The sequence below is a fragment of the Peiella sedimenti genome (assembly GCF_030504955.1).
Taxonomy (GTDB): domain Bacteria; phylum Pseudomonadota; class Alphaproteobacteria; order Caulobacterales; family Caulobacteraceae; genus Brevundimonas; species Brevundimonas sedimenti.
Map to the genome: position 1 here is coordinate 515,372 of NZ_JAUKTR010000001.1, position 13,576 is coordinate 528,947.

13 protein-coding genes are annotated in these 13,576 nt (G+C 70.3%); 4 read left to right on the forward strand and 9 right to left on the reverse strand.

Annotated features, from left to right (window positions below):
* The first annotated feature begins 1 nt into the window (after window position 1).
* The 4 genes from panB to der all read left to right on the forward strand — a co-directional run bounded on the left by panB (window position 2) and on the right by der (window position 4,775).
* Window positions 2-847, forward strand: coding sequence for a 3-methyl-2-oxobutanoate hydroxymethyltransferase (gene panB / locus Q0812_RS02660; RefSeq protein ID WP_302109193.1), 846 nt, complete (start codon window positions 2-4; stop codon window positions 845-847).
* 84 nt (window positions 848-931) lie between these two features.
* Window positions 932-1,717, forward strand: a complete 786-nt coding sequence (locus tag Q0812_RS02665; protein WP_302108743.1) for a tetratricopeptide repeat protein — start codon at window positions 932-934, stop codon at window positions 1,715-1,717.
* A 13-nt stretch (window positions 1,718-1,730) separates the two neighbouring features.
* Window positions 1,731-3,116 carry a PQQ-like beta-propeller repeat protein gene (locus Q0812_RS02670; protein ID WP_302108744.1) on the forward strand — a complete coding sequence of 462 codons (1,386 nt, stop codon included), beginning with the start codon at window positions 1,731-1,733 and terminating at the stop codon, window positions 3,114-3,116.
* Between the two features lie 18 nt (window positions 3,117-3,134).
* Window positions 3,135-4,775: a ribosome biogenesis GTPase Der gene (gene der / locus Q0812_RS02675; RefSeq protein WP_302108745.1), complete on the forward strand. Its 1,641-nt coding sequence runs from the start codon at window positions 3,135-3,137 to the stop codon at window positions 4,773-4,775.
* Here the strand turns inward: der and Q0812_RS02680 are convergent.
* From Q0812_RS02680 to Q0812_RS02720, 9 genes are all read right to left on the reverse strand, one after another.
* Window positions 4,772-5,503 carry an SDR family NAD(P)-dependent oxidoreductase gene (locus tag Q0812_RS02680; RefSeq protein ID WP_302108746.1) on the reverse strand — a complete coding sequence of 244 codons (732 nt, stop codon included), beginning with the start codon at window positions 5,501-5,503 and terminating at the stop codon, window positions 4,772-4,774. The genes der and Q0812_RS02680 overlap by 4 nt on opposite strands.
* A 33-nt stretch (window positions 5,504-5,536) precedes the next feature.
* Window positions 5,537-7,021 carry an amidophosphoribosyltransferase gene (gene purF / locus Q0812_RS02685; RefSeq protein ID WP_425281536.1) on the reverse strand — a complete coding sequence of 495 codons (1,485 nt, stop codon included), beginning with the start codon at window positions 7,019-7,021 and terminating at the stop codon, window positions 5,537-5,539.
* The gene (locus Q0812_RS02690; RefSeq protein WP_302108747.1) at window positions 7,014-7,592 is read right to left on the reverse strand and encodes a CvpA family protein; all 579 of its coding nucleotides are present in this window, start codon (window positions 7,590-7,592) and stop codon (window positions 7,014-7,016) included. The genes purF and Q0812_RS02690 overlap by 8 nt, the downstream gene beginning before the upstream one ends.
* Window positions 7,589-8,959: a DNA repair protein RadA gene (gene radA / locus Q0812_RS02695; protein WP_302108748.1), complete on the reverse strand. Its 1,371-nt coding sequence runs from the start codon at window positions 8,957-8,959 to the stop codon at window positions 7,589-7,591. Before radA ends, Q0812_RS02690 begins: the two co-directional genes overlap by 4 nt.
* 31 nt (window positions 8,960-8,990) lie before the next feature.
* Window positions 8,991-10,058 carry an alanine racemase gene (alr, locus tag Q0812_RS02700; protein ID WP_425281549.1) on the reverse strand — a complete coding sequence of 356 codons (1,068 nt, stop codon included), beginning with the start codon at window positions 10,056-10,058 and terminating at the stop codon, window positions 8,991-8,993.
* A gap of 42 nt (window positions 10,059-10,100) precedes the next feature.
* Complete coding sequence (locus Q0812_RS02705; protein WP_302108750.1) at window positions 10,101-11,579, reverse strand: replicative DNA helicase; 1,479 nt, start codon at window positions 11,577-11,579, stop codon at window positions 10,101-10,103.
* Between the two features lie 121 nt (window positions 11,580-11,700).
* A complete protein-coding gene (locus Q0812_RS02710; RefSeq protein ID WP_302108751.1) occupies window positions 11,701-12,081 on the reverse strand; it encodes a GFA family protein in 381 nt (126 codons plus the stop codon).
* Window positions 12,082-12,367: 286 nt separating this feature from the next.
* Complete coding sequence (locus tag Q0812_RS02715; RefSeq protein ID WP_302108752.1) at window positions 12,368-12,793, reverse strand: SufE family protein; 426 nt, start codon at window positions 12,791-12,793, stop codon at window positions 12,368-12,370.
* A gap of 35 nt (window positions 12,794-12,828) precedes the next feature.
* Complete coding sequence (locus Q0812_RS02720; RefSeq protein ID WP_302108753.1) at window positions 12,829-13,575, reverse strand: sensor histidine kinase; 747 nt, start codon at window positions 13,573-13,575, stop codon at window positions 12,829-12,831.
* Window position 13,576: the final 1 nt, after the last annotated feature.

Here is a 13,576-nt window from a genome sequence, read left to right on the forward strand (position 1 = left end):
CCTGTCCGCCCAGGCACAGCCGCCCAAGGGGGCCTCGCCCCAGCGCCGCCTGAGCGCGCAGGACATCCGCGCCCGCAAGGGAGGCGATCCGGTGGTCTGCCTGACGGCCTATGACGCGCCCACAGCGGCGGCCCTGGATGCACACTGCGACCTGCTGCTGGTCGGGGATTCCGTCGGAATGGTGGTGCACGGCCTGCCCAACACCATCGGCGTCACGCTGGAGATGATGGTCCTGCACGGCCAGGCCGTCATGCGCGGCGCGCAAAAGGCCATGGTCGTCATCGACATGCCCTTCGGCAGCTACGAGGCAGGGCCCGAGCAGGCCTTCGCCAACTGCGCCCGGGTCATGAAGGAAACCGGCGCCCAGGGGGTCAAGCTGGAATGCGGCCCCGGCGCGGCCGAGACCGTCGCCTATCTGGTGCAGCGGGGCATCCCGGTCATGGGCCACGTGGGCCTGAGGCCCCAGTCGACCCTGGCGGAGGGCGGCTTCAAGGCCAAGGGCAAGGACGAGGCTGAGGCCAGCCAGATTCTCTCGGACGCTGAAGCCACCGACACGGCCGGCGCCTTCGCCATCGTGGTGGAGGGGGTGGCCGAGGGGCTGGCGCGCCGGATCACCGCGGCCGTTTCGGCCCCGACCATCGGCATCGGCGCCTCGGCCGCCTGTGACGGTCAGATACTGGTCACGGACGACATGCTGGGCCGCTTTGAGTGGACGCCGCGCTTCGTGCGCCGCTACGCCGATCTGCGCGGCGTGATTGATCAGGCGGCGGCGCAATATGCCGAAGATGTGCGCGCTCGCCGTTTTCCCGCCGAAGTCGAGACCTACTTCTCCAAAAAGCCCGGCTAAAGCGCCCCTCGGTGCGTTGCAGGGCGGCGGCGGACCCTCTAGGTTCGCGGCGGTTCAACAAGCCCTTTGGGGAGAGCGGCGCCCGTGGTCGATGTTTTCGAGGAAGTGGAGGAGGATCTCCGCTCTGATCGCTGGCGCCGGTTGTTCCGCCAGTGGTGGCCCTGGGCCGCGGGCGTTCTCGCCCTGGCCCTGATCGCCGCCCTGTCCGTCTGGGGCTATGACGCCTGGCGCACCCGCGCCGCCGGCGAGGCCTCCGAGGCCTATGACCGGGGCATGACGGCGTTGCAGGAGAACAACCTGACGGCCGCCGAGGCCGCCTTCACCGAGGCGGGCGACACCGGATCGGGCGCCTACAAGGCCCTGTCGCTGATGCAGCGCGCCGGCATCGCCGTTCAGCGCAACCAGAACGACCAGGCGCTGGCGCTGTTCGACGAGGCCGCGGGCGCCTCGCGCGCGCCCCTGATCGCCGACGCCGCCCGGCTGAAGGCCGCCTATCTGGCCATGGACACCGCCTCGCTGGCCGACGTCACCGCCCGGCTTGAGCCGCTGGCGGAGGAGGGGCGTCCCTATCGGCCCCTCGCGCGTGAGGCTCTGGCTCTGGCGCGGCTTCAGCACGGTCAGGCCCAACAGGCCCGCGCCGAGTTCGTCAGCCTCTCCCTGCTGCCTGACGTGCCGGACGGCGTGCGCGAGCGCGCCAACGCGGCCATCCAGCTGATCGATTCCGGCGCGGGCGCTTCGCTCGGCCAGATCGTGACCGCCGCCGGCCGCCTGCCCGAGGCGGAGCGCGCAACGCCGTTCAATCCCTTCGCCCCCCAGCAGCCGTCGGCGCCGACCCAGGCGCCGCAGGGCGCTCCCAGCCCAGCTCAATAAGGTGGCTTCCGTGATGGATCGTACCCTGTCCAAGACCGCGCCGCGCCTCGCCGTGCTGGCCCTGACCTGCGTCTCGCTGGCCGCCTGTTCCACGGTGCAGCGCCTGAACCCCTTCGGCCGTGACACCGGTCCGCGCGCCCAGGCCGCCGCGGGCGAGCGCATTCCGGTGCTGACGGCCGAGAACGCCCTGACGCCCAACCCGGCGCTGGCGAACGCCACCTTCTTCCTACCCGCGCCCCAGCCGGTGACGGCCTGGCCGCAGCCCGGCTCGGTGCCGTCCCTGGCGGTCGAGAACATCCAGGCCGCCCAGGCGCTGGAAGTGGCCTGGCGCCGCGATGCGGGGGCCGGCTCCAGCCGCACGACCCAGGTCACGGCGCCGCTGGTGGCCGCTGACGGCCGCATCTTCGTCCTCGACGGCGAGGCCACGGTCAGCGCCTTTGACGCCGCCACCGGTGATCGCGTGTGGAGCCGCAGCCTGCGTCCTGAAGGCCGCGACCGGGACGGCTTCGGCGGCGGTCTCACCGTCTTCGGCGGCAAGGTGTTCGCTGTTTCGGGCTATCGCGTCGCCGCGGCGCTGGACGCCGCCACCGGCGCCCCCGCCTGGACGACGGAACTGGAATCGCCCGTGCACGGCGCGCCGACCGTCGCCAACAATCGCCTCTACGCGGTCGATGTCGACAACCAGATCATCGCGCTGGACATCAACTCCGGCCAGCAGGCCTGGTCCGACCAGGCGATTGCCGAACCCGCCCGCATCCTGCGCGCCTCCAGCCCGGCCGTATCCGGCGAAACGGTGGTCGCGCCCTTCTCCTCCGGTGAACTGATCGCCTTCCGCGCCGCCAACGGCCAGCAGCTGTGGCAACAGGTGTTGTCGCGCTCCAGCCGCACCAACGCCCTTTCGGAGATCCGCGACATCGCCGGCCGCCCCGTGATCAGCCGCAACACGGTCTACGCCGCCAGCCACTCGGGCGTCATGGCCGCGGTGGACCTGCGCACCGGCGCCCGCCGCTGGGAGCTGCCGATCGCCAGCGTCAACGCGCCCTGGCCGGCCGGCGACGTGGTCTATGTGATGTCGCTGAACGGTGAACTGGTCGCCGCCAACCGCGAAAACGGCCAAGTCTACTGGGTGCGCAACCTGAACGAGGGCCGCGTTCGCCAGGAGGGCGGCTTCCTGGGCGCCTTCGACCGCACCGTGCGTCCCCAGTGGTCGGGTCCGATCCTGGCCGGCAACCGCCTGCTGCTGGTCAACTCTGACGGCGAGCTGGTCGCGCTCGACGCTCGCACGGGCGTGGAGCAGCGCTCGATCCGGATCGGCGGTCCCAGCTTTGTGGCGCCCATCGCCGTGGGCGAGATGGTTTACGTGTTGACCGACGAGGGTCAGCTCGTCGCCGTCCGCTAAGTTCAAAAGGGGCGCGCCGTGACCGTGAAGGTCGCCATCGTCGGCCGCCCCAATGTGGGCAAGTCCACGCTCTTCAACCGGCTGGTGGGCAAGCGCCTGGCCCTGGTCGACGACCGGCCGGGCGTGACCCGCGACCGTCGCTATGCCGACGGCCGGCTGGGCGATCTCGATCTGACCCTGATCGATACGGCCGGCTTCGAGGATGTCTCGGACCAGAGCCTGGAGGCGCGCATGCGCACCCAGACCGAGCGGGCGCTGGACGAGGCGGACTTGGCGCTGTTCGTGATGGACGCGCGCGAGGGCGTCGTGCCGCTGGACCGCATCTTCGCCGACCTGCTGCGCAAGCGGGACATGCCGGTGGTCCTGATCGCCAACAAGGCCGAGGGCCGCCAGGGCGACCACGGCGTGGGCGAGGCGGCGGCGCTGGGTTTCGGCGAGGCGGTGCCCCTGTCGGCTGAACACGGCGAGGGCATGGCCGATCTGTTCGCCGCCGTGGTCGAGGCCCTCGGCGAGCAGGGCGTGCCCTTCGGCGACCAGCCGGACGACGAGAGCGAAGCCTCCAAGCCGATCCGCATCGCCGTCATCGGGCGGCCCAATGCGGGCAAGTCCACCCTGATCAACCGGCTGATCGGCGACGAGCGTCTGCTGACCGGCCCCGAGGCCGGCATCACCCGCGACGCCATCGCCGTGCAGTGGGAGTACCAGGGCCGCCCAATCCGCTTGGTGGACACCGCCGGCCTGCGCCGCAAGGCCCGCGTCCAAGAAGGCCTGGAGAAGCTGTCGGTCGCCGACACCATCCGGGCCATCACCTTCGCCGAGGTCGTGATCCTGGCCATGGACCGGGCCAACGCCTTCGACACCCAGGACCTGCAACTGGCCGACCTGGTGGAGCGTGAAGGTCGGGCGCTGATCTATTGCGTGACCAAGTGGGATATGGAGGAAGAGCCTCAGGAGCGTCTGGCCGAGATGCGCGAGACCGCCGAGCGCATGCTGCCCCAGTTGCGCGGCGCGCCCCTGATCGCCCTGTCGGCCCATACCGGGCGCGGCATGGATCGGCTCATGCCCGCCGTTCTGAAGGCCCACGAGACCTGGTCGGTCAAGGTAAAGACGCGCGACCTGAATGATTGGCTGGCCATGGCGGTCCAGCGCCATCCGCCGCCCGCCGTGAACGGCCGCCGCATCCGGCCCAAGTACATGGCCCAGACCAAGGCGCGGCCGCCGACCTTCGTGCTGTTCGCCAGCCGCGCCTCGCAGATGCCGGACAGCTACCGCCGCTATCTTATCAACTCCCTGCGCGACAGCTTCGACCTGCCGGGCACGCCCATGCGCGTGATCATCAAGTCCGGCGCGAACCCCTATGCCGAGGGCGGCGACAAGGCAGGCCCTGGCCGGTTCAAGGGCGCTGCCAAGACGGCCCCGCGCCGCGTCGCCAAGGCGCAGAAGGCTGAGAGCCTGTCGGGTCTGCCCGGCAAGGCGCTGGAGGAGAAGGCCAAGCGCGGCAAATCCATCAAGGCCAAGCCGCTGGGAGGCCTGAAGGCCTCGGCGGCCAAGAAGGCCGGAACCAAGGTGGTGGTGGGCAAGGGCGCGCGCGGCGGCGCCCGTCAGGTCTCACGCTCGGGCCGCGTCCGGACCGGCCACAAGGGCGGGCCGAAGCGCTAAGCGCTTATGTTCCTGAAATCCACGTCCAGCGGCGGCGTCTTGTCCGGCCGGCAAAGGTCCACGATCAGCGGGGCGATGACGTCGGGGTGCTGCAGCGTCATCGGGTCTTCGCCCGGATAGGCCTGGGCCCGCATCTGGGTGCGCAGGCGGCCCGGATCGAGCACGGCCACGCGGATGGGCGTGCTCTCGATCTCGTCGGCCCAGCACTTCATCAGCATTTCCGCGCCCGCCTTGGTGGCCGCATAGGCGCCCCAGAAGGCGCGCGGCGCCTTGGCCAGGCTGGTGGTCAGGTGCACGACCCGACCGGCGTCGGACTGGCGCAGCAGGGGCTCGAGCGATCGGATCAGGCGATAGACGCCGGTCAGGTTGATCTTCTCGATCTTGGCCCATTCGCGCAGGTCGGCGTGGGCCACCGGCGACAGTCCCGACGCTCCCAGGGTCGCCGCCGTATGCACCCAGGCGTCGACCCGGCCGAAGCGTTCGTAGAGGGCGCCGCCCATGCGGTCGATGGCGCCACCGTCCACCAGATCGAAGGGGATCAGGGTCGCCGACTGTCCAGTGGCCCTGCGGATGTCATCGTCCAGCTCCTCCAGCGCGCCCTGGGTCCGGGCGGTCGCCACCACGTGGGCGCCGGCCTTGGCCAGGCCCAGCGCCGCCGAATAACCGATGCCGCGCGAGGCGCCGGTGACGAGGGCGATGCGCCCGGAGAGGGGGAGGTCGTCAGTCATGGCGCCGCTGATAGACCAGCGGCGGCCCCAAGCCTAGGCGCTGGCCAGCAGGGACAGCTGCGGCTGGGGATCGTGGCGGCCCTCGGCGATCTCGCGGTCCAGCAGGCGGGTGGGATACTCGCCCGTGAAATAGTGGTCCGTGAACTGCGGGTGCTCGGCGTTGCGGGCGCCGGCCTCCATGGCCTCGTAGAGACCGTCGATGGACAGGAAGCCCAGGGTGTCGACCTCCAGATACTGGCGCATCTCCTCCAGGGACTTCTGCGCCGCCAGCAGCTTGTCCCGGTCCGGCATGTCGATGCCGTAGAAGTCGGGGAACTTGATGGGCGGGCTGGCCGAACGCAGGTGCACCTCTGCCGCGCCCGCCGCGCGCACGGCGCGGACCAGTTTCACCGAGGTGGTGCCGCGAACGATGGAGTCGTCGATCAGCACCACCCGCCTGCCCGCCAGCGCCGCCTTGTTGGGGCTGTGTTTCATGCGCACGCCCAGCTCGCGCACGCCTTGCGTCGGCTGGATGAAGGTGCGGCCCAGGTAGTGGCTGCGGATGATGCCCATTTCGAAGGGCAGGCCGCTTTCCTGGGCGAAACCAAGGGCTGCGGGCACGCCCGAGTCCGGCACCGGCACGACGATGTCGGCCTCGACACCGGTCTCGCGGGCCAGGATGCGGCCCATGCGCTTGCGCACCTCGTAGACGGACGTCCCGTTCACGATGCTGTCGGGGCGCGAGAAATAGACATACTCGAACAGGCAGGGCCGGGCCGGCTGGCGGCCAAAGGGCCGTTGCGAAGTGACCCCGGTCTCGTCGATGACCACGACCTCGCCATTCTCGATATCGCGGACGAACTCAGCGCCGATCATGTCCAGGGCGCAGGTCTCGGAGGCCAGGACATAGTGTTCGCCCAGCCGGCCCAGCACCAGCGGCCGGATGCCCAGCGGGTCGCGGGCGCCGATCAGCTTCTTGTTGGTCAGGGCCACCAGCGCATAGCCGCCTTCGATCCGCGACAGGGCGTCGATGAAGCGCTCCATGATGCGGCGGCGGCGCGAGCGGGCGATCAGGTGCAGGATGATCTCGGAGTCCGAGGTCGACTGCATGATGGCGCCGTCGGCGATCAACTCGGTCCTCAGCGCCATGAAGTTGGTCAGGTTGCCGTTGTGCGCCAGGGCGATGCCGCCGGTGTCCAGGTCGGCGAACATGGGCTGGACGTTGCGCAGGAACGAGCCGCCCGCCGTGGAGTAGCGCGTGTGGCCGATGGCGGCGTTGCCGGGCAGGCGCTCGGAGACGTCGCCCGAGAAGTTCTCGCCCACCAGGCCCATGTGGCGCTCTGTGTGGAAGCGCTGGCCGTCGGTGGCGGCGATGCCGCAGGCTTCCTGCCCTCGGTGCTGCAGGGCGTGCAGGCCCAGGGCGGCGACGGCGGCGGCGCCGTCAGGCCCGTAGACGCCGAAGACGCCGCACTCCAGGCGCATGGTCTCGTCGTCGGCTTCCCTGTGGTCGGCGGGGTTGTACATGACAGCCTCAGGCATCGGGGTCAGGCGACATAGATGGGGATTGCGGCCCGCTTGCGGCGCCCCTTCTAACAGAGCCTGCGACAACTGGCGCCACCCGGTCGGCGGATCGGCCGATTCCGGGCAGCAGATTCTGGATGGCGCGGGCCGAGGCGACAGCCAGGGGATAGACGGCGGCGTTGCGGTACCAGCCCGGTGCGCTTTCCGGCGGCGTCACGGCGTGGACCGCCAGATGGATGGCCCCCAGCATGACCAGGGCGCGCCCCCCGCCGAAGACCGCGCCCACGCCCCGGTTCGCATTGCCCAGGTGGTCGGTCTGCTCCATGGCGCGGGTGGCCCAATGGCCCGCCAGCTTGATGCCCCAGTAGACCAGCAGGAACACCGCGACGGCGGCCATCAGCGACCCCAGCCAGTCGGGGTTCAACAAGGCCCGCCCCAGCGGCCCGGTGAAGGGCAGGGTGATCAGGCTGACCAGGGCCGACAGGATGAAGGCCAGGAGGGTGACGATCTCGCGCGCGCCGCCGCGCACCCATCCGGCCGCCACCGATCCCAGGATCAGCAGGGCGGCGAACAGGTCATAGGCGCTCACGGCCAGCGGCCTTCAGCGATGCAGGAGATGGCGTCGGCCAGGCGGCTGACGCGCGCCGTCTTCAGCACGCCGGATTCCGCGGCGGCCGAAGGCGCCAGCGCCGTGTCGAAGCCCAGCTTGGCCGCCTCGCGCATTCGCGCCTCCATCCGACCGACCGCGCGAACCTCGCCCGACAGGCTGATCTCGCCGAAGACGACGCACCCCTGGGGCAGGGGCATGTCCAGCGCCGACGAGGCCAGGGCGGCCGCGGCCGCCAGGTCCGCGGCGGGCTCGCCGATCCGCAGGCCGCCCGCCACGTTCAGGTATACGTCGCGGTCGCCAAAGCCAAGGCCGCAGCGCGCCTCCAGCACCGCCAGCACCATGGCCAGGCGCCCCGAATCCCAGCCCACCACCGCCCGGCGCGGGGTGCCGTAGGCCGAGGGGGCCACCAAGGCCTGAAACTCCACCAGCACTGGGCGCGAGCCTTCAATGCCCGCGAACACCGCCGCCCCGGCGGCGCGCTCGCCACCCTCGCCGAGGAACAGGGCCGAGGGGTTAGGCACTTCACGCAGGCCGGCGTCGCCCATCTCGAAGACGCCGATCTCCTCGGTGGCGCCGAAGCGGTTCTTGCCCGCGCGCAGGACGCGGAAGGGGTAGCCGCGCTCGCCCTCGAAGGCGAGGACGGCGTCGACCATGTGTTCGACCACGCGCGGCCCGGCCACCTGGCCGTCCTTGGTCACGTGCCCCACCAGGATCAGCGCCACGCCCTGGGTCTTGGCCAGCCGCACCAGCTCGCCGGCGCAGGCGCGCACCTGGGCGACGGAGCCCGGCCCCGCTTCGTGGCTGTCGCTCCACAGGGTCTGGACGGAATCGACGATGACCAGGTCGAAGGGTTCGCGCTTGAGCGTCTCGACAATGCGCCGCAGCGACGTCTCGGCCGCCAGTTCGACCGGCGCCTGCGCAAGGCCTAGCCTGCGGGCGCGGCCGCGGATCTGCTCCACCGCCTCCTCGCCAGAAATATAGGCCACGCGCGCGCCGCCGGTCGCGGCCCTGGCGGCCACATCGAGCAGCAGGGTGGACTTGCCGACGCCCGGATCGCCCGCCAGCAGCAGGGCCGAGCCCGGCACCACCCCGCCGCCGCAGACGCGGTCGAACTCGCCCACGCCGGTCTGAATGCGAGGCGGCTCGGGGCTCTCGGACTGCAGCGACTGGAATTCCAGGCCCCGACGGCCGCTGGCGCGGGCCGCCGGCTTCAGGGCTCCGGGCGGGGCTGAACGGGTCTCTTCGACGAGGGTGTTCCATTCCGAACAGGCGGAGCACTGGCCGGCCCACTTGGCGTGGACGGCCCCACAGGCCTGGCAGACATAGAGGGCGCCGTCGCGGGCCATGGGCCATTCTCCGCCGATTCGAACGGCCGCCTCAGACTTCCCCGATCCAGCGGCGGCGGACGCGGGGCGAGACGGAGGTCAGCAGCTCGTAAGCCAGGGTTCCCGCCGCCTGGGCTGCGTCCTCGACGCGGCGGTTGGGACCGAACACCTCGCCCATGTCGCCCGGCTTCACGTCGCAATCGGACGCATCGACCACCGTCAGATCCATGGAGACCCGGCCCAGGACAGGGCACAGGACGCCATTCAGCCAGACGGCCCCGCGTCCATTGCCGTGCGCGCGGCTGAAGCCGTCCGCATAGCCTACCGCCAGGACGGCGGCGGTCAGGTCGCGCTCGGCCGTGAAGGTGGCGCCGTAGCCCACGGTCTCGCCCGCCTTCACGTGCCGCACTTGCAGCACTTCAGCCGAAAAGGTCGCAACCGGCTTGAGGCGCGGTTCGGGATGGCCGCACGGTCCTGCGCCGTAGAGGGCGATGCCCGGCCGCACCGCATCGAAGGCATATGGCTGCCCAAGCAGTATGCCCGCGGAATTGGCCAGGGACCGGCGTGCGTCCGGGAAGATTTGGCGCAGGGCGCGGAAGGCGTCCAGCTGACGGGCGTTGGCGGGATGATCAGGCTCGTCGGCGCAGGCCAGATGGCTCATCACCAGTTCCACGTTCAGGCCCGCCGGATCGAGCGTCTGCGCCTGCTCAGGCCGCAGACCCAGACGGCTCATGCCCGTATCGACGTGCAGGACACAGGAACGGCCCCGGCCCTCCGCGCGCCAGCGCTCGACCTGCTCCAGTGAGCTCAGCACGGGCGTCAGGTCCGACTGGATCAGGGCGTCCACATCGCCCTGCCGACAGCCGTCCAGGACATAGACAGTCGGGCCGGGCCCCAGCGCCTCGCGCCCCACAAGCCCACCCGTCAGCCGGGCGGTGAAGAATCGCACGGCCCCCTCGGCCTTCAACCTCCGAGCGGCGGGCCCGGCGCCCACGCCATAGCCGTCGGCCTTGATGACCGGCGCCACCTCGGCCCCGCTCGCCAGTGCGCGCAGGGTGTGGAAGTTGGCCGCGAGCGCGTCCAGATCAACAGTCAGAAGGGCGGCGGGCGCGGTCATCAGGGGCGCCCTATAACCTCCCACCGCCTGCCTTGCCTATGCGCCTTATCGCGGCTCGTAGCGCCCCTCGCGCGCCAGGTTGCCGAAGCGGGTGGTGTTCTCGTCGAAGCTGAGCTTCACCGTGCCGATGGGACCGTGGCGTTGCTTGCCGATGATGACCTCGGCCTGGCCCCGCACCCGGTCCATGTCCTCCTGCCACTTGAGGTGATCCTCCGTCCCCTCGCGGGGCTCGGCGCGGCCCAGGTAATAGCTCTCACGATAGACGAACATGACGATGTCGGCGTCCTGCTCGATGGAGCCGGATTCGCGCAGGTCCGACAGCTGGGGCCGCTTGTCTTCGCGGTTCTCCACCTGACGCGACAGCTGCGACAGGGCGATGACCGGCACGTTCAGCTCCTTGGCCAGAGCCTTGAGGCCTTGCGTGATGGCCGAGACCTCTTGCACCCGGTTCTGCTCGCGCGAGCTGTCGCCAGCGGTCACCAGCTGCAAGTAGTCGACGACGACGCAGTCCAGCCCGTGCGGCTGGCGCTTCAGGCGGCGGGCGCGGGCCGCCAGCTTGGAGATGGACAGACCGCCGGTGGCGTCGATGTAGAGCGGGCTCTCGCCGATCTCGACGGCGGCGTCGCGCACCCGGCCGAAGTCGGCGGCGTCGATCTCGCCCTTGCGCAGGCGGTCCGACGAGACGCCCGACGCATCGGCCAGGATACGCATGGCCAGCTGTTCGGAGGACATTTCCAGCGAGTAGAACGCGACCACGCCGCCGTTGACCGTGCGCCGTCCGCCGTCGGCCTGGGGCTCCCAGGCGTACTTGCGGGCGATGTTGAAGGCGATGTTTGTGGCCAGGGCCGTCTTACCCATGGAGGGGCGTCCGGCCAGGATGATCAGGTCCGACTTGTGCAGGCCGCCCAGCTGGCGGTCCAGGTCCATCAGACCGGTCGACAGGCCCGCCAGGCCCCCGTCGCGCTCGAAAGCCTCGGCCGCCATCGCCACGGCGCCGGTCAGGGCCTCGGCGAAGCTGACGAAGCCCTGCGACGGCTGGCCGGTCTCGGCCAGGGTGTAGAGCTGCTGCTCGGCGGTCTCGATCTGGTCCTTGGCGGCGGTCTCAGGGTCGGGGGCGGTCTTGATGATCTCGCCGCCGATGCGGATCAGGTCGCGCCGCAGCGCCAGGTCATAGATGACGCGCGCATAGTCCGGCGCGTTGGCCGAGGGCGGCGCCCGGTCCACCAGGTCGGCGAGGTAGCGCAGGCCGCCGAACTCGTTGAAGGCCGGGTCCTGCTTGAAGCGCTCCATCAGGATCGGCGGATCGGCCAGCAGCCCCTGGCGGATGTGATCCTCGATGGCGTCGAACAGGCGCTGGTGGAACGGCTCAAAGAAGTGATGCCCGCGCAGACGGTCGGACAGCCGCTCATAGGCGGCGTTGTCGAACATCAGCACGCCCAGCAGGGCCTGCTCGGCCTCCAGATTGTGGGGCATGGACGCGGGGGTGCGGGCGTCCTCGACGGAGTTCAGCAGGGCGACGGGCATGGGCGTCACAAAAGCCTTAAAGTCGCCGCGGCCTCCATGGGCGAAATGCGCCTATCCAGAGCTTTCCGGGCGCCTGTGAATAAGATCATGGGCCGCGCATGCGTCAGGATCGGTGACAGGCTCAGGACTTTGGCTTGAGACCGCTGTGAAACCAGGGAATCCGCTCTTCGATGAACACCTCGCCCTTGGGCGGCAGGTCCGAAGGGTCGTCAAAGCCGCCCACGTGCAGATGGATCTCCGTCGGCCAGCGGTCGCCCTCATAGGCCAGGGTCGAGCCGCACGCGGCGCAGAAGCCGCGACGCACGCCCGGTGACGAGGCGTACCAGGCCGGTTCGCCCGACCAGCGCACGTTCGACTTCTCGAAACCGGCATAGGCCGAAGCCGGCGCGCCCGAGTGGCGGCGGCAGCTCTGGCAATGACACCAGGCCGTCCACTTGGGATCGCCCGTGGTCTCGAAACTGACGGCGCCGCACAGGCAGCGGCCGGGTCGGGTGGCGGTCATGCTGAAAAGCTACGCCAGTCTAAGGCGCAGGAGAATGCCCACCCGGCTGGAGCGTGCTCGGGCGTAGCGGATGTCCACGTATCGCCGACAGCAGAGCCGCGAAAAATCGATCACATGGTCGGCGAGGCGGCGCGCAGGTCCACGGCCTCCGTACCAGCCTCACCATACGCGCCATGAACGCCACGGCCCGCAGCGCTCTCATCTCGATGACGCCGAAATGGCGCGGTCTGGCGCGGTTTGGCAGGGTTTGGCGCCCCGTTTTTCCCTTGGCGCCCTGCCAGGGCCGTCAGGCCAGGGCGGCCTGAGCCGCCTGGCGGATGCGGTTCACCATGGCGTTCAGGCCGTTGGCGCGCTGGGGCGTCAGGGCCGAGGGCAGGCCCAGCTGGTCAAGGGCGGCGCGGATATCGAAGTCGAGGATGTCCCGCGGCCGTTGCCGGTCGAAGAGGGCCAGCACCAGGGCCACGTTGCCCTTGGAGAGCTGAGAGTCCGAGTCCGCTGCGAAGGCCAGCGTCCCCTCAGGCCCCGGGCGCACCGCCAGCCACACCTTCGACGCGCAGCCGGACACGCGGTTGGCCTCGACGCGGTCCGCCTCGTCCATGGGGGCAAGTCCCTGGCCGAGGTCGATCACGTACTCGATGCGCTGCTCCCAGTCGTCGAGCAGGTCGAAGTCTTCCTTCAGCGCCTGGAAGGCCGTGTCGATCGGGGAGGGCATGGGGGGCAGATAGAGCTCAGGCGGCGCCGGCGCAATCAGCCGGCCTTCAGCACCAGCCGCGCGGTCAGGCCCTGGCCGGGCGCTGTGTCCACTTCGAAGCGTCCACCCATGGCCCGCGTGGTCAGATCGACCACGGTCCAGCCGAGGCCCGCCCCACGCGCGCTGGCCACCAGGGCGTCTCCGCCGCGCTCAAAGGGCCTCATGAGGCGGCTGACGCTGTCCGGATCCAGGCCGGGCCCGTCGTCGCGCACCGTGATCTCGACCTCGCCTGGACGGTGCTCGATCGAGATGAAAATCTTGGCGTTCTCGGGGCCGTAACAGATCGCGTTCTGAATGAGATGCGCCATGCAGCTCGTCAGGCCCCGTGCGTCGCAGGCCGCCTGGACAGGGCCCTGCGGATGAAACGCGAGCTCCACGCCGCGCCGCCGGGCGTCGTCCGCGCAGGCGTCGATGGCGTCGTCAATGAAGGGGACCACGTCCTGGCGCTGGACGGACAGGCCGTGATCGCCGTCCTCCAGCCGGATGATGTCCAGCGCCTGATTGACCAGGCTCAGCAGCCGCCGCCCGCTCAGCCGGACGATCTCCGCGTATTCCTTGTACTGGGGCGCGCCCAGCGGACCGTAAAGCTCGCCGGACAGGATCTCGGAAAAGCCGATGATGGCGTTCAGCGGCGTGCGCAGTTCGTGACTCATCACCCGCAAAAAGGCGCCGCGTGCGTCGGCGGGCGCATCGCCCGGCGTGGGCGGCGAGGCTTCGGTCGCAGACTGGCTCTGGCTACGCATT

Bases quoted from the DNA above. Each gene is read 5' to 3' on its own strand.
- Q0812_RS02670 (WP_302108744.1), top strand. From the start codon at position 1,731: ATGGATCGTACCCTGTCCAAGACCGCGCCGCGCCTCGCCGTGCTGGCC.
- Q0812_RS02680 (WP_302108746.1), bottom strand. From the start codon at position 5,503: ATGACTGACGACCTCCCCCTCTCCGGGCGCATCGCCCTCGTCACCGGC.
- radA (WP_302108748.1), bottom strand. From the start codon at position 8,959: ATGGCCCGCGACGGCGCCCTCTATGTCTGCCAGGCCTGTGGGGCCGTC.
- Q0812_RS02715 (WP_302108752.1), bottom strand. From the start codon at position 12,793: ATGCCCTCCCCGATCGACACGGCCTTCCAGGCGCTGAAGGAAGACTTC.
- Q0812_RS02705 (WP_302108750.1), bottom strand. From the start codon at position 11,579: ATGCCCGTCGCCCTGCTGAACTCCGTCGAGGACGCCCGCACCCCCGCG.
- Q0812_RS02710 (WP_302108751.1), bottom strand. From the start codon at position 12,081: ATGACCGCCACCCGACCCGGCCGCTGCCTGTGCGGCGCCGTCAGTTTC.
- Q0812_RS02720 (WP_302108753.1), bottom strand. From the start codon at position 13,575: ATGCGTAGCCAGAGCCAGTCTGCGACCGAAGCCTCGCCGCCCACGCCG.
- purF (WP_425281536.1), bottom strand. From the start codon at position 7,021: ATGCCTGAGGCTGTCATGTACAACCCCGCCGACCACAGGGAAGCCGAC.